The sequence below is a fragment of the Thermogemmatispora aurantia genome (genome assembly GCF_008974285.1).
In the GTDB taxonomy this organism is placed as follows: domain Bacteria; phylum Chloroflexota; class Ktedonobacteria; order Ktedonobacterales; family Ktedonobacteraceae; genus Thermogemmatispora; species Thermogemmatispora aurantia.
In genome coordinates this window covers 1,716,090-1,736,147 of record NZ_BKZV01000001.1, presented here as the reverse complement: position 1 = coordinate 1,736,147, position 20,058 = coordinate 1,716,090, and the positions used below count along the sequence as shown (strand labels likewise).

The following is a 20,058-nucleotide window of genomic DNA, read 5'->3' as shown; positions in this document are numbered from 1 at the left end:
GGAGAATTTCCGGTCTCGTGAGCAGCCAGTGCCACGCGTTAAGATGTGATTAAAGAAGAAAAGAAGAGCAGAAAAGAAAGAGGGAGGAGAAGAGGCAAGCTGGCTGGGAAAATGAGGCCCGCGGTCTGGTGGCCCCGCCGCGCCACGCGCCAGGGGGCACCTGCACTTCAAGCTTAGCTGTGCCAGGAAAGCGTCCGCGGGCCTGTGGTGGCCTAGCCACGCAAGCGAGCGGCTTCGGCCTCGGCCTGGCGTGCCTCGCGCTTCCGTCGCAGCTTTTTGAGGACCTCGGCTTTCCGTTCCCAGTGATCAGGATCATGGGGGGCGATTTGGATGGCGCGCTCGGCGGCCTCCAGTGCCTCATCATAGCGTCCCAGCTCCTGGCAAAGGAGCGCTTTATTATGCCAGGCTGAGGCAAGCTGAGGATCACGTCGCAGGGCCTCATTGTAGGCTTCGAGTGCCTGGCGATAGTATCCCAAACGATAGAGCGTATTCCCTTTCCCGTTCCAGCAGAGGGCCAGGTCCCGATTCAGCATCAGAGCCTGGTCGTAGGCGCGCAGCGCTTCGGGAAAGCGTTCCAGCGCATACAAGGCGGCGGCTTTGCCTTGCCAGGCCAGGGCATGATTCGGGTCGAGAGCCAGGGCACGGTTGTAGCTTTCCAGGGCAGCGGCGTGGCGGCCTTGCTCGCTCAGAATGGCGCCGCGCCGAATCCAGGCTTTGACATAGCCTGGATCGTACTTGAGGGCCTCGTCCAGCATATCCAGTGCCTGGCGCAGGCGATGCTGGCCGTAGTAGATCTGAGCAATGCCATACCAGGCGGGGGCATAGTGAGGATCGAGGGTGCGCGCTCGCTCAAAGGCGCTCAGGGCCTCTGGCCAGCGCTGGAGGTCGTAGAGGGCCGCGCCCTTACCGGCCCAGGCGGGAACAAGGTCGGTCTGCAGTCGAGTTGCCTCCTCAAAGGAGTCGAGCGCCTGGCGCACCTGACCCAGCTCGTGGAGCACCTGCCCCCTGCCGCACCAGGCCAGAGCCTGCTGATTATCGTAGCGCAAAGCTCGCTCGAAGGCGTCGAGAGCCTCGCGCTGGCGTCCCCGGCGGCTGAGCAGTAGTCCCTTGTTGTACCAGGCGCGGGCCATGCCGGGGTCGTAGCGCAGGGCGGTCTCAAAGGCGGCCAGGGCCTCCGCCTCACGATGCAGACCGGAGAGCGCCGCCCCTTTCCCATTCCAGGCGGTGGCGTTACGTCCCTCAAGCTGGAGTGCGCGCTCAAAGGCCTGAAGCGCTTCCTGATAGCGATGGAGGGCGTTGAGCGCCGTGCCTTTGCCAATCCAGGAGGTGACCAGCGTGGGGTCCAGATTGAGTGCCTTGTTAAAGGACTCCAGGGCCTCGCGGTGCTGGGAGCGTGCACCGTAGGTGAGACCACGTCCCTGCCAGGCCAGAGCCTGCGAGGGGTCGCGAGCAAGGACGCGCTCATAGAGTTCGAGCGCCTCTGTCAGGCGGCCCTGCGACCGTAGCTGGCGAGCCTGTTCGATCAGACGACTCGTGTCGCTCTGCGCATGCGTTTGTGGAGAAGAGCTGCCTGGCTCACGGCACTCGCGCAGGACCTCCAGCACATCCTGAGCGCTGGCGGGGCGCTTCTCCGGGTCCATTTCCAGCATGCGCTGAAGAAGGGCTTCCAGAGCAGGGGGAACAGCCGGGTTCAGCTCGGAAGCAGGCCGGAAAAAGAAAGGCTGGTCCGAGGGATCAACGCCGGTGAGTAGATGGTGCAACAAAGCTCCCAGGCTGTAGATATCGGAGCGGGGGGTCGATTGCGCCTTGCCATACTGCTCCGGTGCCGCATAGCCTGGGGAACCGAGGGCCGTGGTGTCACGCGATTGGCCCGGCTTAAAGAGGCGCGCGATGCCGAAATCGATCAGATAGAGGCGCCCGCTGTTATCGATCATCACATTAGAAGGCTTCAGATCGCGGAAGACAATCGGCGGCTGATGGCTATGCAGGTAGCCGAGCACATCGCAGAGCTGCTCGGCCCAGGTCAGCACCTGGTCAACTGGCAAAGGACCACCGCCCTGGCGCGCCAGATATTCCTCCAACGACTCGCCCTCGATGAAATCCATAACCAGATATGAGCGATCGTTTTCGGTAAAGTGATCATAGATGCGCGGCAGATTGGGGTGGCGTAGCTCGGCCAGCAAGTTGGCCTCGCGCTCAAAAGCCTGCTCGGCCTCCTGGACACGCGCCGGGGTCAGGCCGACTTTGCTCATCTCTTTGACTGCCACTGGACGATTATTCAAGCGCGTATCAGCGGCTTTGTAGACGGCTCCCATCCCTCCCTGACCGATCAGGCTCAGCAGCTGATAGCGTCCTGCCAGCAGCGTCTCCTCTGCCAGGGTTCCTGTCGTATGCTGGAACGGCAGGGCGGCGGCGCAGTGCTGACAGAAACGCGCCGTTGGAGGATTGGCCATGCCGCAGCGATCACAAAAGACTTCCTGCTCCTGCGTTGTCATAAAAAAACCCGTCACTCAGGCTCGAACTGCAGCGGTTCTCACTGGCGGGCAGGGGCGTCGCATCGCACTCTTCACCCATCCTATATCATAGCACAGCTAGCCAGGTCGCGGTCGGTCTGCGGGCACCCACTCTGCCGTGCCTCACGATTGCCACTGATCTCACTTCCCCGCCCTGCCTCTCGCTCCGCTTCCGTAGCAGAGAGCCGATCTATGTGCATGCATCGCTGTAAGCAACGCCATCCGCAGCTACTCTCTAAGTCTCATTCGGTCCCCTCGGCCCGGAGCCTGGAAGCATGGACGCCGACCACTCCTCCTGGCTGCCGGGCGCGTTGGAGGGCAGGGTACGCCACAGCTGCAGCCATTCATCGAGGCTCAAGGTTTCGGCGCGGCGCTCTGGCGCGATCCCGGCCTGACGTAGCCAGCGCTGCACTGTCTCGGCTGGCAAGCCCAGTCCACGCGCGAGGGCGTTGTGCAGCTGCTTGCGTCGCTCTCCAAAGCCAGCCTGGACCAGGCGGAAGAAGAGGGTGCGCTCCGCAGGGGTCAGCGCCGCCCGCGGCTGAACCTCGACGCGCACAATGGCGGAGTCGACGCGTGGCGGTGGGTAGAAGGCCCGTGCCGGTACGCGGGCGATAAGCTGCGGACGTCCGAAGAGCTGGACGCTCACGCCCAGCAGACTCAGGTCGCCGGGCGCGGCCACGATGCGCTGCGCAACCTCGTACTGAATCATTACAACGATCAGCTGGGGGGGATGCTCGCTCTCCAGAAAATGGCGAAAGGTGGGTGCTGTGATATAGTAGGGCAAATTGGCCACTAGCTTGTAGGGCTGCTTCTCAAAGAGGGCGCGTGGATCAACAGTCAACAAGTTCTGAGCCACCACCTCGACATTGCCAAAGGGAGCGGTGGTTTCAGCGAGCAGACGCAGCATAGAGCGCTCCAGCTCTACAGCAACCACCCGTCCTGCACGGTGGGCCAGCTCGCGCGTTAAAACGCCGGTGCCTGCCCCTACCTCAAGCACTGTATCAGTTGGGGCCAGCTCTGCCGCGTCCACAATGCGCGCCAGCACGCCGCGGTCGACCAGGAAATGTTGCCCGAACGACTTCAAAGGCCGCATGCCGTGCTGCTGGAGTAAGGCGCGTAAGGTACGCGGGCTGGTCAGATCAAGCTCTTCGGCCATCGTTGAGCGTACTCACCTCATGTCTATCATGGCTAGTATTAGAGTTTCCCCGCGCCAGGACGACGCTGTGAGCCTTGTTGATGCGTGTGGACCAGCAGCCAGACGACCACCCCCCCGATGGCGAGGGGGAGCGCACATAGGAGACAGACCACCAGAAGCGCGATGATGAGACCGAGGACGGCCCCAAGCAGGCCAACAATCAGGCCAATGAAGCCCCCAACCAGCCCCACGATGAGACCCACTCCACCTAGCAGCAAGCCGAAGATAAGCGCGCCGATCCAGGGGAGCAGCTTGAGGAGCAGCGCCAGCAGGATCAGGCAGAGCACGATCCAGATAAGGTGATGGCCCCGCTGTGGCTGAGGCCGTGCCCACCAGGGAGGCGGTGACCATCCAGGGCGAACACTGGCCCTCCAGGGCTGGGACTGACGGACGTCGGGTGGCTGGCCTGGCCCCACTCCCGGGTTGGCTCTCAGCTCAGCCTGAGCTGAGACTGCCGCTGACCAACTCTCGCCAGCTTCGCCCCGAGAGGCAGCAGGCCCGGCTGATTCGGAGGCCGCCGGAGCCAGACCTTCCTCCTCGCGATGCGGATAGTCTTGGGCCGGATAGCCCCGCCGATAACTATAGTCATGCAACGGCTCCGCATATTGCCCGGGCGGCTCCTGGTGCGGTTGTCGACTCTGACCTCGCCCACGCTTGCGACTCAGAAAGCTCCAGGATGAAGAGCGCTGGCTGGCCGCTTCGCCCTGGGAACCAGTGACATGCTGCTCGCTCGCCTTCCCTGATTCATGCTGCGGCGCTTGCCAGCCCTGCTCTTGCTGCTGCATAGGTCTCGCTCCTTGTTGCCCTCACTTGCTGCTGGTACTGGCCCCTTTTTCCCTAACGCTGACCACGCTGATACAAAGCCCCTCCAGGGAACGATCTATTACCATAGGATACGCAAAGGGGCTACTGAGGTTGCAGAGTGGTCTCGAATTACCTATGATGATACGCGAAAACACATCGATCGTTTTATAAATGGAAGAGGGCCTTGGTGCATTCGCCACCATCCGATCTGCTTGCAAGCCGAGGAGAGAAAGGGAGCAATGGATTACCACGAGAGTCAAGCCGCGGGGGGACCCGAGCGCGGTGGATCACTCAGCCCCAGGGTCCCGGGGCTGCATCTGCCGGCTCGCCACCTTTCTGGAGCCAGCGGACAGCCACCTATCCTGGCTCCGTTACCCACTACGGACGGGGGGAATGGAATGCCGCCGCTACGTCGCTGGCGCGCCAATCGCATTCTTCTGCGCAAGCGCTGGCGCAGGCGTTTCTATCCGCACCGCACGCCACGCTGGGCAGTCATGCTCCTGGCGGCCACGCTGCTTGGTCTCGCCCTCTTTTCGAGTAGCGCTGGAGCCGTTTACGCCTATTACGAGTCGCAGTTGCCCTTGCTGCGCAATATTGCCAATAATAATGCGCTTTTCCAGACAACGCGCATCTACGATCGCAATGGCAACCTGCTCTATGAGCTGTTTGATCATAGCGCCGATCATGGTCGCCGCACTTATGTCAGTTATACCGATATCTCTCCGCTCTTGATCAATGCCACGGTGGCTGCAGAGGACCATACCTTCTGGGAGAACTCGGGCGTCGATCTGCAGGGTATTCTGCGCGCCGTCTTCTCGAATCTCCAGAGCCAGAGCGTCGTTCAGGGCGGCAGCACGATTACGCAGCAGCTCATTAAGAACGAGCTGTTCAGCAATCAGCCGCGAACACTGGCCGTGAAAGCCGAAGAGGCCGTGTTGGCCTATGGTCTGACACAGCAGTATCCGAAGTGGAAGATCATGGAGATGTATCTCAACACGGTCTACTACGGCGACCTGAACTATGGCGCCGAGGCTGCGGCTGAGAACTACTTCAATCTGCAGCCGAAGTGTACGGCCACGCGCTGCAAGCCAGCGGTGGCCCAGCTCGATCTGGCTCAGGCCTCGCTGCTGGCCGGTCTGCCGCAAAGTCCTTCCTATTATGATCCGACCGTCAATAAGCCAGCGGCCCTGGCGCGCCAGCAGGTAGTCCTGCAGTCAATGGTCGAGCTAGGCATGATTACCCCTCAGCAGGCCGCTGCCGCCGAGGCCGAGAGCCAGAAGTTTGTCTTTAAACCCTACAGCGAGACCCACCATATTCAGGCCCCCCACTTTGTCCAGTACGTCATCGATCAGCTGACTTCTCTGCTTGGTAGTCAGAATTTGCTCGACGGAGGGTATAATGTCTATACTACCCTCGATCTGACGCTGGAGAAAAAGGTCGAGCAGATCGTTCACGATCGCCTCTACACCGTGCAGTACGACTCCTACCTGGGGCAGTATCAGGGACCGCTATATAAGACGAACAATGTGAATAATGCAGCTGTAGTAGTGATGAGTCCAACGACAGGCGAGATTCTGGCGATGGATGGCAGCGCCGATTTCAATAATCAGAATCCCAAAGTGCAGGGTCAGTATAATTCGGCGCTCGCCCTGCGCCAGCCCGGCTCGGCCTTTAAGCCCATCGTCTATGCTGCGGCCTTCGAGATGGGTTGGTATCCGGCGATGATTGTCCCGGACCATCTCACTATTTATCCGACGAAAGATGCAAATTCACCTTCTGGCTACTATACGCCGAATAACTACGATCAGAAGTTCCATACGACCTTTCCGATGACGATTCGCAACGCCATTGCGAACTCGTTTAACATTCCGGCAGTGACGACGGTCGAGTACGTCGGCTTCAACAATGTCCTCAATATGGCCAAGCGTCTGGGGATTACTTCCATCGATACCGCCGACCTGCAGGCCTGTCGCAAGAACTACAATGCGCCGAAGGCGACACCAGAACAGTGCTTCTTCCCCTCAATCGCCCTGGGCACGGCGGAGGTCTCTCTGCTGGAACTGACTGGTGCCTATGCCACCTTTGCCAATCAAGGGGTGAGAGTCCCGCCGGTCTCCATCCTGGAGATTACCGATAGCCTGGGTCACCCGCTGTATCGCTATGATGCTGCCCACCCGCATGGGGTGCGTGCTCTGGGGGCTGATGTCTCCTTCCTGATTAGCAGCATTCTCTCGGATAAGGCTTCGCGCTATCACGAATTTGGTCCGGGCAACCCGCTGGAGCTGGCCGATCGCCCGGCTGCCGCCAAAACTGGTACAACCCAGACCTTCCGCGATAACTGGACCGTTGGCTATACCCCCTATCTGGCGGTTGGGGTTTGGGCAGGCAATAGCGATAATAGTGCCATGGATAATGTAATTGGCATCACGGGCGCCGGTCCCATCTGGCATGATGTGATGGAGTATGCTTCGCAGCGCTATCATTATCCGGCTGAGGACTTTATCCGCCCGGACGATGTCCATCTGGGTACGGTCTCCGCTCTCACTGGTCTCTTGCCTCGTCCAGGCGAGCCAACGGTGAGTGATTGGTTTATCGATGGCACGCTGCCCACGACCTCCTGAGCGCGAGCGGGCGCGGGCGCGACCTCCATCGCTGATGAAGGTATCTCCTGTCCTCGTCTCTGAAATGCGCAGCCAGGCGGCGCCGCTCTCCTCATGAATTAAGGAGCCGGCGCCGTTCTCTGCCTTCTTCCCCCTGGCTCCCCTTTGGCCAGCAGCCTTTCCCCGCGTATCGTGATATCATAAAAAGAGCAGAGTAAGGTACTGGATGTTGCAACATGGCTTATTGTGGAGGTTTCTGTCTCTATGAGTAGCGAATCCGGGCAGGAAGCGAGCAAGAAGGGTCCGCAACAGCCACAGCCAGCAGCCGCTCACACGAACAATGCCAATGCTTCTCCCACCTCCTCATCGTCCGCCGATGGCGAGCGGGAACTCAACGAGGCGCTGGAGAGCGGTTTCCGCCCCCTGACGCGCATGGAGCGTCGTCAGCTCTGGTTGAGGGAGTACGGCGAGCAGGATGTGGCGTTGCAGATGTGGATTCAGCTGGTGGAGCAGCATGATCTGGAGATCGAGATGATGCTGCAGATGCATGGGCTGCTCATTTTCGGGGTGATGGTGAGCACCGCCCACTATGCCCAGTTCTACATTGATCTCAATGAGGAGACGCACCGCGAGCACGACCCCGATACTGCCGATGCCCTGCGCAAGTACTATACGGCGCTGGTGCCGCCGCCTGATCAGCCGGAGTATGGGCCAGAGGGCCTGCCGATTGTCTACCACTATATCCATATGCGCGATGTGACAATCCTGAGCGGCGGACACAAGTTCAAGGTACCCTACTGGCGGGGCAAAGCCTCGCGCGTCGATGCCTTTGTGGTTGGGGCTACCGTTGGGGATTAACTCGCCTCGCGCTCACTGTGCCGCAAGTCTGCTGCGAGTCTCCCTCTCCTGCCTTCAAACCAGCCATTGATTGGGCTTCCGCTGGTCCAGCCCTCGCCCTTGTCAGACTGACGGGGAGCTGATCCGGCCCGCCCTTAGTTGATCTCCCAGACGTAGATGCTTCCATCCTGGCCGCCGCAGGCAAGGTAGCGTCCATCAGGGGACCAGGCGAGGGAGTAAATAAAGCCTTGCTGGCTGTTGTAGGTGAAGCGCTGCCGCCCATCTATTGCCTGCCAGCAATGGACGTGGCCATCGCGTCCGCCGGAGGCCAGCAGGGAACCTCGGGGGTGCCAGCTGAGGGCGTAGACTGCCCCCTTATGCCGGCGATAGGTGACCTGTTGCCTGCCATGCTGGCTCTCCCAAATCTCGACGCTGCCGCCGGTCTTCCCTGCGGCGACGTAGCGCCCGTCGCGCGACCAGGCGATGGCGTTGATGCGCTGCTGCTGGCCGTAGCAGTGGATCTCTTTTCGTGAGAGGAGCCAGGAGGTCAGAAAGCTGCGCCCCCGGTGAGTAGGACGTGGCCAGATGTGCAGGAGGCCATCGCCGCCACCCGAGGAGAGGCGCTGGCCATCGGGCGCCCAGGCTACCGCTTTGACGCTGCGCCGATGACCGCGATAGCTGCTGCTCTCCCAGGGGCTGGCCGCGGCCCAGACATGGACCGTTGCGTCATCGCTGGCCGAGGCCAGAAACTGGCCGTCGGGCGCCCAGGCCACACTGTAGACGTAGGAGGTGTGGCCCTGGTAGCTTGTGAGTTCATCGCCTGTGCTCGGGTTCCAGAGGCGCACCGTGCCATCACGTCCCGCTGAGGCGAGGCGCTGGCCGTCGGGGGACCAGGCCAGGCCGTAGACTGGTCCTCGATGCCAATCGCAGCGCTGCAGCAAGTGCCCGCTGAGCGCTTCCCAGATCTGGACACTGCCATCGGCCCCACTGGAGGCCAGAAGGCGCCCGTCGGGGGACCAGGCAAGGGCGTAGATGCTGGTGTTCCGATGGTGACCTGTGTAGAGACAGCGCGTGATCAGGGGGGCCGTGGGGAGCGCGACGGCGGGAGCCGTCGTACTCGCTGAGGTCGGCGCGGGCCGGTACTGGCTGGCGCTCGGGCGTGCTGGGGCAGTCAGACGCCGGGTGAGCAGGCTTTCGAGTTCGGCTTTGACCTCCTGAATGCTGCTCGGGCGACGGCTGGCCTCTGTCTGGACCATGCGCATCACCAGCGCCTCTAGCCGACGATGTGCGGCGTCCTGCTGCGGGAAAGGGGCGAATGTGAAGGGAGAAAGCGAGGGGTCCTGACCGGTGATCAGCTGATGGAGCGTGGCCCCAAGGGCGTAGATGTCGGTTTGTGGCGTCGACTGCGCACGACCGTACTGCTCTGGAGCGGCATAGCCGGCGGAACCGAGGGCCGTTGTATCTTTGCTCTGGCCGGGCTTGAAGAGACGCGCGATGCCGAAATCGATCAAATATAGATGCCCATCGCCCGTCAGCATGATGTTCGCCGGCTTGAGATCGCGGAAGATGATGGGCGGCTGGCGGCTATGCAGGTAGCCGAGCACATCGCAGAGCTGCAGGCCAAGACGCAGAACCGCGTCAAGAGGTAGTCGCCCGTCGGGGGTGCGGCTCAGGCGCTCTTCCAGCGTTTCCCCTTCGATAAAGTCCATCACCAGGTACCAGCGCCCGTTTTCGCAGAAGTGATCGTAGATGCGTGGCAGATTTGGATGAATCAAACCTGCCAGCAAGAGGGCTTCTTGCTGAAAGGCTGCGGTGGCCTCCTGCAGCTCCCTGGAACTCAAGTACTGCTGACTCATCTCCTTAATGGCCAACGTGCGATTGGCCAGCAGCAGATCTGTTGCGCGGTAGACGGCGCCGAAGCCACCTTTCCCGACCTGAGCGATGATCCGGTAGCGTCCTCGCAGCAAAGCGTTGGCTGGCAAGAGACCGGTGGTAGTCGGCGAGGCTGGGGCCGAGATTGTCTGGCTCGCTGTCTGGGCCTGGTCGGCCACTAACGAGGGAGGCGCGCTATTCTGTAGCGGACGGCCACAGGCGAAGCAGAAACGGGCCTGGGGACGATTAGCCGCTCCACAGATGTCACAATAAAGAAGAAAGGAACCCTGCATTGCTTGCTGGTCCTGTATGCTAACGATGATCTGCCTGCATGGTAGCATCTAGAACGTTCGTCTGTCAAGAAGAGGGATAACAAACGATGAGCTATCTCATGCTACTTGGTACGGGTACCTGTCAAATCGAGCTAGAGCGTCGCGCCTCCAGCGTTCTCCTGCATCTGGCGGGGCTGCCTATCCTCTTCGACTGCGGGCGCGGCATCAGCCAGCGTCTCGCCGAAATTGGCCTCAATCCCAATGCCCTGGAGCATATCGTCATCTCGCACTTTCACCCCGATCACGTCTCCGATCTCATTCCCCTGCTGCATGCGGGCGCTTGGTCGCGGCGGCAGCCGCGTAAACATGACCTCCACCTCTACGGGCCACCCGGACTGCAGCGCCTGGTCGATGGACTGATGCGCCTCTTCAGTCCACACAGCTTCCGCCAGCCCCATTATCAGATTCTGGTCCACGAAATTACAGAAGATGCGTTTCAGATCGGTCCTTACCTCTTTGATTTCATCGAACTGCCGCCTGCGGGTAACCACGGCCTGCGTTTCAGCTGGCAGGGGCAGCGCTACGCCATTACCGGCGACTCCTCCTTTCATGAGCAAGAGCGCCTCTTTCTGCAGGGCGTGGACCTGGCCATCATCGACTCTGGCCATCTCAGCGATGACGAGATCGTCCAGCTGGCCGCTGCTACCCAGGTCAGGACGCTCGTCTGCTCGCATCTCTACCGCGAGCTTGACGCGGCCCGCCTGCAGGAGCGGGCACGCGCCGAAGGCTATCGCGGCCTGATCATCGTTGGGCGTGATCTCATGACCTTTGCCTTGCCTGACGAGTGAGCCAGCGAACAGACGAGCACTGAGACCTTAGTCGTTTGGGCAGAGACGATGAGCAGTTAAGAGTTCCGGTGGAATCGGGCGATCTGGCAGCGGAGGACGCCCGCGGTGATGGTAGAGGTGCATACCGCTGCGAGAATCGATCAGCACCAGCGTGAACTGGCGCAGCAGGGGGCTGCCCGGCGGCAGCGCTCGCGCCACGCGATCGCCCGGAAGCCGTGGATTGAGCACGATCCAGTCAATGCTGGCTGCGGGATTGCGCAGGGCCTGCTGCCAGAGCCGGCCCGAGCCATCGTAGATCACATTGCGGAAGTTGATGCCGGCCTCCGACACGTCGAAATTGGTGGGAGAGACGTCCTCTAAGATCAGGCCGCCGTTGTAGTGTCTGGCCAGGTAGATGCTGACCGGGTGGGTGCCGGTGCAAGAGTTCCCGTAGAGGCCGTCCTGCAGGGTCACAATACCGGTCGCGGCGATGAAGCAAGCCTGACCACAGATCGCTCCGGCGCAGGCCAGGCGCCCCAGGAGATGGAGCCTCCCCCGCAACAGGCGCAACCCACTGCTCATCAAAGTGGCCAACAGCAGGGCCGCCGGCACCACGACCGCCGCGCCGTGCCGATCGTTGTAGAGGCGCCCGGGATCATGGCCCGGCCCGATCTCCGGTAGCAGGATCAGCGCCTGCCCACTGTAGATCGAAAGCACATAGAAGCCGAGCGGGGCCATGAAGGCAATCAGGGCCAGGGTCTCCGGCCTCAGCCGGTGACTGAGCAGAAAGAAGATGAAGGACAGCAACGATAGAAAGAGTAAGAATGGCCCAAAGGTTTTCACTGAGAGCAGCATGTAGGTCAGTAACGAGAGACTGACATTGTGATAGGTATAGAAGCGACCAGCTCGGGCAAAGCTGGAGAGCAACATCTCAGAGGAAAAAGGGCCGTGCAAGAAAAAGAAAGTGTCGCCGAAGATGATGCGGTTCCAGGCCAGCCAGAGTGCGATGCCGAGGCCTCCCAGGAGGGCAAAAACGAGGGTGTTAGCGCAGATCTCGGCGAAGGAGCGTCGCTTGAGCAGGCTGGTCAGGCTGACCAGGAGAAGCAAGCAAACAAAGAAAGACCAGCCTTCGTAGCGGGAGAGCGTTGCCAGGAAGGTGCTGGCAGCCGCCAGTACCAGGTAGCGCGGGCGATTCTCCTGGGCCCAGCTCAAGAAGTAGTAGCCGGCCACTGTCATCATGCAAATCAGGGTCAGCTCGGTGAGCGGTGTCGACTGAAGGTAGAGGATATTGGGGTTGAGCATGAAGACCAGGGAACAGAGGAAGGCGGCCCAGCGGTCGCGTGTCAGGCGCAGACCACCGCGGTAGAGGTAGAGGGCAGCGATGATATAGCAGATCATTGAGACGAAGCTGCCGGCTAGCCCAGAGTGCCAGAGGAAGTCATTCCAGACGAAAGGCAGCATCAGCACGTGAGGCAGTGGCAGCCAGACGCCGCCGAGCTGGGCCAGGCCAGGTGTAGCGCTATCAAAGACGCTGCGAGCGATGCGCAGGTGGGCGTAGGCATCGCCGTAGAGCAGAATCTCCTGATGCAGAAAGAAGTAGAGGCAGGCGGTGATGCTGCTCAGGCAAGCGCAGAGGAAGGTCACCAGTGCTCCCAGGTCATGGGGGCGCGAGCGGCGAATGCGTGGCAAGGGGCGGATGGTCGTCTCTGGTGTTAAAACCAGGCGCAGTGGCCTGAAGGGGGTATGGGCGCCCAGGCGGATAGGGGTCAGACCAACCTCGATCTCGCTCGGCCCGCGCTGAGGAGTCGCGGGGATCACCGTGGAGCTGAACTGATTGATAGGTTGTGGCTGCTTGAGCAGGTGGAAGCCGTGGAGTGTCTTCTGCCAGTAGTGAGGTCGGATCAGTAGCTCGACGAGGGCCAGATAAGCGGCCAGGCTGTCCAGTAACCAGCAGCAGGGCATCAGCAAGGCCCAGGGCACCAGCGCATAATAGCGGCGATGCAGCAGCGCCAGCAGGTTGAGGTAGAGGTGGAAAAAGTTGCCGAAGATCAGACAGAAGGCGCCTGCGTAGAGGATGGGACCGGGGAAGAGCAGGTGATAAAAAGCCTGGTAGCGGCCACTGGTGCAGACGTAGAAGATCGAGAGCGCCCAGACGAGGGGGTTCAGTAGGAGGCTGGCGGCGCTGGCGCCGATCACCAGTTGCACGCTGCAGAGTTCGCGCAGGCGCCGCTCGCGCCAGTAGACCAGGGGGTGGCGCATATAGACCAGGTAGGTCTGCATATAGCCCTTAATCCAGCGCGAGCGTTGGCGCAGCCAGTTGCTAAGGCGAGAATTCGCCTCCTCATAGGTCGTTGAATCGAGAATCACTGTCTTGAAGCCATGCTGAAAGAGGCGCAGGCCGAGATCGCAGTCCTCGGTAACATTGAAGGCGTCCCAGCCGCCGACGGCGCGCAGCACCGAGACGCGGAAGTGGTTTGAGGTGCCACCGAGCGGCAGCGGCAGACCGAGCCGTTGCAAGCCCGGCAGCACCAGATCAAACCAGAGGGAATACTCAGCAGTAAAGAGGCGAGTCAGGAGATTTTGCGAAGGATTATAGCAATTCAGACGTGCCTGCACACAGGCCAGCGAGTGGTCGTGCTGAGCGAAGGTCAGCACAGCTTTTTTCAGCTGCAAAGGATCGGGGATATCCTCGGCATCGTAGATGACCAGGTAGTCGCCCCGGGCGTGTAGTAGTCCGTAGTTACAGGCGCGGGCCTTGGTGCGGGGATAGCCGCGCGGCACGACAAGCACCCGGAAGTGGGCGGGGAGGGCCAGCTGCTTGAGGGCGGCGCGCGTCTCCACGTCATCTTCCTCTGTCAGCAGGAGGATCTCCAGGCGATCGCGAGGGTAGTCCAGGGCGCGCAGAGCGTTCACCATCTGGCCGACCACGGCAGCCTCACGGTAGAGCGGGCACAGGATAGTGTAGCGGGGCCAGTCGACATTATTGAGGGCGCTGATCAGATGCTCGTCGATCCCCTCATCGCCGCTGGCCTCGGCTGGGGCCAGCAGGTGGGTACCCAGAATGGCGAACTGCAGCAGCAAGTGGGCAACATAGAGCAGCGTGATCAGGGTCGAGGCCACAACGAGCAGCGTTGGCCCTTTCCAGGCCAGAGCGCCGCCCCAAAGCAGCAAGAGGCTGCCCAGTATCGCGAGCTGGGCCCGGCTGAAGGTGTGTAGGGCGGCGCGCTCAGGGTGGAATGGTGCAAAGACGGTCACCTCCTTGCCATGAATCAGGATCGGACGGCAGGCCACACGCTGGTATTCTGCAAGCTCGCGACTGTTGCTGCGCGTCGCGCTGGGGCTGACGTTGCCCTCTAGCCAGCGCCGATAACGCGCCACACGGTTGCGAAATTGTAGCTCGCTGAATTTAGGGGATTCTTTTGTCAGAAGACCGGACGCCATTGAATCCTCTCCTCCACACTCCTCCAGTGATACTGCTCAAATACATCCATGCTCTTCCTGATAGCAGCGACCGCTATAATTGCTCAGCTCGCAGAGGGCTTCCCAGTAGAGGGCGAGCTTGCGCCGCAGTGACGGCCTGACGGGCTCGCTCGCTTTCTCTGGGCCAATCGCGATCTCGGTGTAGACGTAGCCAGCGCGCACAAATTTATGGATTATTTCGGCATTAATGAGGTGCCCCTGCATCTCCAGGGCTTGCTGGCGGAAAAACTCGGCGCGGTAGAGCTTAAAGGGACAGGAGAGATCGCGCACACGCAGGCCCAGGGTGAAGCGCAGTAGCCAGCTCCAGAGCAGCGCGGTCAACTGCTGCCAGCCCTGGCGCTGGCGAAAGCCAAGCACTGCGTCGTAGTCGCTCAGCAGGGCAAAGCTGCGCTTGAGGAGGTCCACATTCAAGCCAGGCTGAGCCTCCGTGAGGAGGACGAACTCTTTGCTGGCTTGACTCAAGGCGCTGACCAGGGCCTGGCCATAGCTGCAACTCGCGGGCTGGTGCAGGACGATCAGACGCGGTTCCTCCGCGGCAAGGCGTTCGAGCAGTATGCCGGTGCGATCGTGGCTCCCGCGATCGACAGCGAGAATCTCCAGGTCATCGGCCCAATCTGCCAGGTTGCTCAGCAGCGAGCGCACTACCGGTTCGATGCTCGCTTCGTCGTTCTGCGTCAAGAGCACGATCGAGAGGCTGCGTGGAACAGCGGCGGCTCCACTATTGGACAGGGCTTGCGCCCTGCCCGACGCCTCCGTATCCTTGGTATCGCTGTGTGCCAGGGACGATATGCTCATTGTGCTAGATATCCTTTCTCTAGATATGTGGCTACAGGTGCTTATTACCGTCTTTCTTCACACCGTAGAAGAAAGCTTTCCTTGCCTTTCTTAAGCTATTATGTGGGTGAAGAACGTAATATATATTTGCATGCAAAAGAGTCACGATCGAAACGGGACGGAGGGCGTACTTTGCCTCCCGATGGCACGCTTGCAAAATGATTTTGCATGAAGTACAATCGGAATAATGGAGTATTACCGCTGCTCTCAGTGGTGGAGGTGCGATGTAGGACTCCTTCCCTGTGGGTGTAGCTGGGCGGTCGGCTTTTCGTTGTAGTAGCTGAAAAGGCGATAAAGTGAGAGGAAGCTACCGACCCATGACTATGCTCTATCGTCAGCGGTTGCTCTTAGCGCTGGCCGAGCTGGCGGGGGGAGAGCTGGATGAGGCGAAAGCGCGGCTGCTGGTAATGCTCTTGTCTGTCGATGCTCAGCGCGAGCGAAGACAGGCTCCTTATGAATTCGTTGTTTGGGGGAAGCACTGGCGCAGCTTCGTCCTGGAGCATGATCTGCAGACGCTGCGTCTGCGGCGTTATCTGACGCCACCACCGCGGGTGGCGCTGGCTGCTGCGGCAACGGGAACCTCCTTCCTGTCCCGACTCCGTCCGGATGATCGCCGCTTGCTGGAGCAGGTGTGGGAAGAAAGCCAGGGCTTCGCTGCTGATCAGCGCAGCGCCTTGCGGCTGCTCGGGCGAGAGCTTGCCGCCTCGTCGCTGCCGAAGGAGGTCTCTCGCGGAGCGGAAGAAGCTGTCTGCCTCTTCACGCTTGGCTATGAAGGCTTAAGCCTGGACGCCTATCTGTCCCTCTTGCTCTCACATGGGGTACGTCTCCTGGTCGACGTGCGGCGCAATCCATTTTCGCACAAGTTCGGCTTTGCCAGGAGGCGCCTGGCTCAGGCCCTCTACGAGGTAGGGATCGCCTACCTCCATTTGCCAGCTCTGGGAGTACCCTCTGAGCTACGGCGGGAGCTGGCGACCGAGGAGTCCTATCGTGCGCTCTTTGTCCATTATGCCACTGACCTGCTCCCGCAGGCGAGGGCGAGCATCGAGAGGCTGGCGGCGCTCATTGCTGAACAGCGACGGGTGGCGCTGACTTGTTTTGAAGCTGATCCCGGCCACTGTCATCGTGCTGTGCTGGCTGCTTATTTGCAGCAGCAGGGGTACATTGAGGCCCCTATCGTGCATTTAATGTGTAACGCTGTCTCTCATCCAGCGCGGCAGAATCTCAGTAGTCACGACCAGCGCCAGCAGATACTGCCCGCGCTAGATGACAGCTCGCCGTGCTCAAGCCTCGGGAGATCATCGACTTCAGGATCGAGCCAACGAGCCGCTGCTGGAAGCAGAAATGGAACGATTATTTTTTACAAAGCAATCTATTGGATATAGATAGTACTGGAGAGGTAAAGAGGAGAGTTCCAATTAGAAAGCTTCCTTACAAGTACTCCTATGTCTTTATGAGTAAGGGAGATACAAATCCACGCAAGCTCTTTATAGAAGATTGGGAACTTGGCGCGCTGTACTGGAACTGCTTGACGGAGGCGCAAGGCGATGAAGCCGAAGCCAATCGTCTCGTGCGCCAGAAGTACCTCGATGAGTTCTGCTCGACGAGAGATATCTATCTGTTTCTGGGTACAACCTGGCAGTACCATCGGATAAGTCCTAACCCTTTTATTATTATTGGTGTTTTCTATCCGCCAAAGCAGTCCCAAAGGCAAAAAACCGCCCCTATTCAGCTCAGCCTTTTCTAAAGGGGAAAAGTAGCAGCAACAGTTCAGACCAGCGTTAAACGCTCCTTGCGCCACTCCAGCTTGCTATATTTCTCGGCCACGAGCTGCTCCGCCAGCTCCAGCTCGGAGCGGCTCAGTTCGCCCGGCAAAAACTCTTGAGCCAGCGCCTGACTGAAGCCCTGGCGAAAAGCCTCTGCTACCTGCTCCCAGCTCACGTCTGGCACAAAGGCGTGCAGCGGCTGTGTCTTCTGGCGATAAAAGGCCAGAGCCTCGGCCCGGGCTGCCTCATTGGGGAAGCGTAAGAGTTCATAGAACTCCTCGGCCCGATCGTCCAGAGGCAGAGACCCTTGCTGCAGCAGGGCATCCTCGCGCCAGACCTGGGCGCTGCCCACGAGCTTGTAGCCGCCGCTTGTCAAATCAGCCTGAGTTGACGAAGCGAAGCAGGCCGCCGAGGGATGCTTCTGGACACGACCGTCGCTGATCTCCGCCTGTACCCCCAGCAAGGCCAGTGCCTCCAATAGGCCGCGGGCCAGATAGGTATAAGCCGCCACCACCCCGGACGGTACCCCATAGCGCCGACCGATCACCACACTGTAGGTGAACTCATCGCGGTGATAGACAGCGCGGCCCCCTGTTGGACGGCGCACCAGAGCCACGCCGCGCTCGCGGCAGAGATCGCTGAGAATCTCGCGCTCCACGTTCTGAAAGCGGCCCAGTGAGATCGACGGCTGTGACCAGCGGAAAACACGCAAGGTTGGCGGCGCCTCGCCGCGCAAATGGTGAATGAGAATGGCCTCATCGATGGCCATATTCAGGGCCGCATCGTGTACACCGCTATCGAGAAAGCGAAACATCTCGGCCATAGGCTGCTATCCTTCTTCTCTCCAAACCGGGCTTAGGACGACGTTGCGCGGGAAGCCACTCGGGCCAGCCACTTCGCTCGCTGTTCCTCGCGTGCCCTCTCTGAAGCTGGCACATAGCTGGCCAGGAAGGCATCGCGGAAAGCTGGAAAGGTTCCGGCCAGAATCGCCGCGCGCGCCTCCGCGGCCAGACGCAGCATGAAGCGCAGGTTGTGAATGCTCCCCAGGCGATAGTAGAGCTGCTCCTCTGCCCGTGCTAAGTGGTGCAGGTAGGCAGCGCTATAATTGCGACAGGTATAACAATCGCAGCCCTCCTCGACAGGACCATGCTCTGTGCGAAAGCGGGAGCGCTTAATATTAACCCGTCCGTAGCGCGTAAAGAGGCCGCCGTGGCGCGCCACCCGCGTTGGCAGCACGCAGTCGAAGAGATCCATCCCCAGGTCGATCCCCATAATCAGGTCCTCTGGTGAACCGACTCCCAGCAGATGGCGCGGCTTCTCGCGCGGCAGTGCGGGCGTTGTCGCGCGCAGCAGCTCCCACATCAGTGCTTTCGGCTCGCCGACCGACAGGCCCCCAATTGAGAGACCGAAGAAGGGCAAGGAGCCGATGAAGCGGGCGCTCTCCTGGCGCAACTCAGGCTCGAAAGCCCCCTGGACGATCCCAAAGAGGGCCTGGGGACGCTCCGGGCGATGCGGGTGCTGCGTGAAGGCCTCCAGGGCGCGCAGGGCCCAGCGGTGAGTGCGCTCCATAGCCTGGCGGGCCTCCTGGGGCGTACAGGGATAACCGCTACAGATATCCAGAGGCAGGACAAAATCGGCGCCCAGCTCGGCCTCGATCTGCAAGCCACGCTCGGGAGTCAGCAAGTGCAGCGAGCCGTCCAGATGCGACTTAAAAGTCACACCTTCCTCGGTGAGCGTGCGCAGGTGGCCCAGACTAAAGACCTGGAAGCCGCCGCTATCGGTCAACAGCGGACCGGGCCAGCGCATAAAAGCGTGCAAGCCGCCGAAGCTATCGATCAGCTGCGAACCGGGGCGCAGCATCAGATGGTAAGTATTGGCGAGGATAATCTGCGCGCCTGCGGCCTGCACCTCCTCGGGGGTCAGACACTTTACCGTGGCCTGCGTGCCAACGGGCATAAACATCGGCGTCTGAATCAACCCGTGGGGGGTCTGGAGCGTACAGGCGCGCGCCCAGGTTGGGGCCGACGGCACTGGAGGATTCTCAACGTCGATCGTAAAAGCAAACGAGCTGGAACGAGCCGCGAGTGCGTCCACTGGCCACTCCCTTTGCAACAACAAGCTTGCCTGATGAGAGGGGGCCGGCCCAGTCAAGTCAGCGCCGCCGGGTGGGGATGCCGGGCCGCGTTTGACGAAGCCCTGAGTCACCAGGCAGCAGCTCAGATCAGCTCAGGAGAGCGAGAGGGCGCGAAACCTGAGCCAGGCAACCTCACTCACACCTATCTGCCGGGCGCGACTCCTCTGTTGAGAGAGTATAGCCAATTGGCAGGGTTTACGCAACGTCTTGCCCGACGCAAGCTCTATCTGGCTGCGGCGCTGGCTCTTTTTGACAAAGCGAGAAACATCGTGAAACCAATGTAAGGCCGTCCACTTCACATGAAAAGCGCGTAAAAATATCAAAACGCTGACTGATTGGGACTAGAATCACTTGAAAAACAGCAAAAGTTGGTGTATGCTTTCAAGCGGTAATCCGAGACTGGTCTTGCGCACAGTGCCATCAGGCATGGGTCCCACGCTGCTCAGGGCGACAAACAGACTGGTGACAGAGGCCAGAAATGGACCTGAAAGGATACCGACCATACCACTAAGGAGGTCCTTGGTTGAGTTTCGTCGACAAAACTCTCAAGTGCCGTGATTGCGGAAACGAATTCGTCTTCACAGCAGGGGAACAGGAGTTTTTCCAGCAGAAGGGCCTGCTGAACCAGCCTGCGCGTTGCCCGGCCTGTCGGGCCTTGCGGCGTCAGGCAGCGGGAGGAGGCAGCCGGAGTGAGCGCGCGCCGCGTGAGATGCACACGGTGATCTGCGCCGAGTGCGGGCAGGAGGCCAAAGTGCCCTTCCTCCCTCGCAACGACCGGCCTGTCTACTGCAGCAGCTGCTATGATAAGGCGCGCGTGGCGCGACGCTAGCTGGAGACGTCCGCTGCAGATCAGTCCCTGATCGGACGAGCTGGACAGGTCAGGTTCATTGCCTGCATCCGGGCTGTGAGGTGGCCAGGAGCGCAGGA

At 60.6% G+C, this 20,058-nt stretch carries 14 protein-coding genes; 6 read left to right on the top strand and 8 right to left on the bottom strand.

The genetic code is table 11. The annotated features are described in order from the left end of the window. Window positions 1-212: 212 nt before the first annotated feature. The 3 genes from KTAU_RS06780 to KTAU_RS06770 form a co-directional block, all read right to left on the bottom strand. The gene (locus KTAU_RS06780) at window positions 213-2,495 is read right to left on the bottom strand and encodes a serine/threonine-protein kinase (protein ID WP_151727604.1); all 2,283 of its coding nucleotides are present in this window, start codon (window positions 2,493-2,495) and stop codon (window positions 213-215) included. Between the two features lie 253 nt (window positions 2,496-2,748). Then, window positions 2,749-3,669: a 16S rRNA (adenine(1518)-N(6)/adenine(1519)-N(6))-dimethyltransferase RsmA gene (gene rsmA, locus KTAU_RS06775; RefSeq protein WP_151727603.1), complete on the bottom strand. Its 921-nt coding sequence runs from the start codon at window positions 3,667-3,669 to the stop codon at window positions 2,749-2,751. A gap of 38 nt (window positions 3,670-3,707) precedes the next feature. Continuing rightward, on the bottom strand, window positions 3,708-4,493 hold the full coding sequence (locus tag KTAU_RS06770; protein WP_151727602.1) for a hypothetical protein: 786 nt from the start codon (window positions 4,491-4,493) through the stop codon (window positions 3,708-3,710). 258 nt (window positions 4,494-4,751) lie between these two features. Between KTAU_RS06770 and KTAU_RS06765 the strand changes: the two genes are divergently transcribed. Further along, window positions 4,752-7,133 carry a transglycosylase domain-containing protein gene (locus tag KTAU_RS06765; RefSeq protein ID WP_170293107.1) on the top strand — a complete coding sequence of 794 codons (2,382 nt, stop codon included), beginning with the start codon at window positions 4,752-4,754 and terminating at the stop codon, window positions 7,131-7,133. 243 nt (window positions 7,134-7,376) lie between these two features. Further along, window positions 7,377-7,970 carry a GvpU-like protein gene (locus KTAU_RS06760; protein ID WP_151727600.1) on the top strand — a complete coding sequence of 198 codons (594 nt, stop codon included), beginning with the start codon at window positions 7,377-7,379 and terminating at the stop codon, window positions 7,968-7,970. Between the two features lie 134 nt (window positions 7,971-8,104). Here KTAU_RS06760 and KTAU_RS06755 read toward each other — a convergent pair whose 3' ends face one another. Continuing rightward, window positions 8,105-10,114 carry a WD40 repeat domain-containing serine/threonine protein kinase gene (locus tag KTAU_RS06755; RefSeq protein WP_170293106.1) on the bottom strand — a complete coding sequence of 670 codons (2,010 nt, stop codon included), beginning with the start codon at window positions 10,112-10,114 and terminating at the stop codon, window positions 8,105-8,107. Between the two features lie 86 nt (window positions 10,115-10,200). Here KTAU_RS06755 and KTAU_RS06750 point away from each other — a divergent pair, with 86 nt between their 5' ends. Further along, complete coding sequence (locus KTAU_RS06750; protein ID WP_151727598.1) at window positions 10,201-10,941, top strand: MBL fold metallo-hydrolase; 741 nt, start codon at window positions 10,201-10,203, stop codon at window positions 10,939-10,941. Between the two features lie 27 nt (window positions 10,942-10,968). Here KTAU_RS06750 and KTAU_RS06745 read toward each other — a convergent pair whose 3' ends face one another. Continuing rightward, window positions 10,969-14,361, bottom strand: a complete 3,393-nt coding sequence (locus KTAU_RS06745; protein ID WP_151727597.1) for a glycosyltransferase — start codon at window positions 14,359-14,361, stop codon at window positions 10,969-10,971. A 36-nt stretch (window positions 14,362-14,397) separates the two neighbouring features. Next, window positions 14,398-15,195 carry a glycosyltransferase family 2 protein gene (locus tag KTAU_RS06740; protein WP_151727596.1) on the bottom strand — a complete coding sequence of 266 codons (798 nt, stop codon included), beginning with the start codon at window positions 15,193-15,195 and terminating at the stop codon, window positions 14,398-14,400. A gap of 356 nt (window positions 15,196-15,551) precedes the next feature. On the opposite strand from KTAU_RS06740, the gene KTAU_RS06735 reads away from it, so the two are divergent. Beyond that, window positions 15,552-16,616, top strand: a complete 1,065-nt coding sequence (locus KTAU_RS06735; RefSeq protein ID WP_151727595.1) for a DUF488 domain-containing protein — start codon at window positions 15,552-15,554, stop codon at window positions 16,614-16,616. After that, entirely contained in the window at window positions 16,511-16,978 is a 468-nt protein-coding gene (locus KTAU_RS22510; protein ID WP_503827348.1) for a DUF8757 domain-containing protein, read from the top strand. The genes KTAU_RS06735 and KTAU_RS22510 overlap by 106 nt, the downstream gene beginning before the upstream one ends. A gap of 23 nt (window positions 16,979-17,001) precedes the next feature. Here the strand turns inward: KTAU_RS22510 and KTAU_RS06725 are convergent, their stop codons facing one another. Both KTAU_RS06725 and tgt read right to left on the bottom strand, forming a co-directional pair. Then, window positions 17,002-17,820, bottom strand: coding sequence for a lipoate--protein ligase family protein (locus KTAU_RS06725; RefSeq protein ID WP_151727593.1), 819 nt, complete (start codon window positions 17,818-17,820; stop codon window positions 17,002-17,004). 32 nt (window positions 17,821-17,852) lie between these two features. Then, entirely contained in the window at window positions 17,853-19,091 is a 1,239-nt protein-coding gene (gene tgt / locus KTAU_RS06720) for a tRNA guanosine(34) transglycosylase Tgt (protein WP_228026337.1), read from the bottom strand. A gap of 563 nt (window positions 19,092-19,654) precedes the next feature. On the opposite strand from tgt, the gene KTAU_RS06715 reads away from it, so the two are divergent. Next, on the top strand, window positions 19,655-19,960 hold the full coding sequence (locus KTAU_RS06715; RefSeq protein ID WP_112430092.1) for a zinc-ribbon domain containing protein: 306 nt from the start codon (window positions 19,655-19,657) through the stop codon (window positions 19,958-19,960). The last annotated feature ends 98 nt before the right edge of the window (window positions 19,961-20,058 follow it).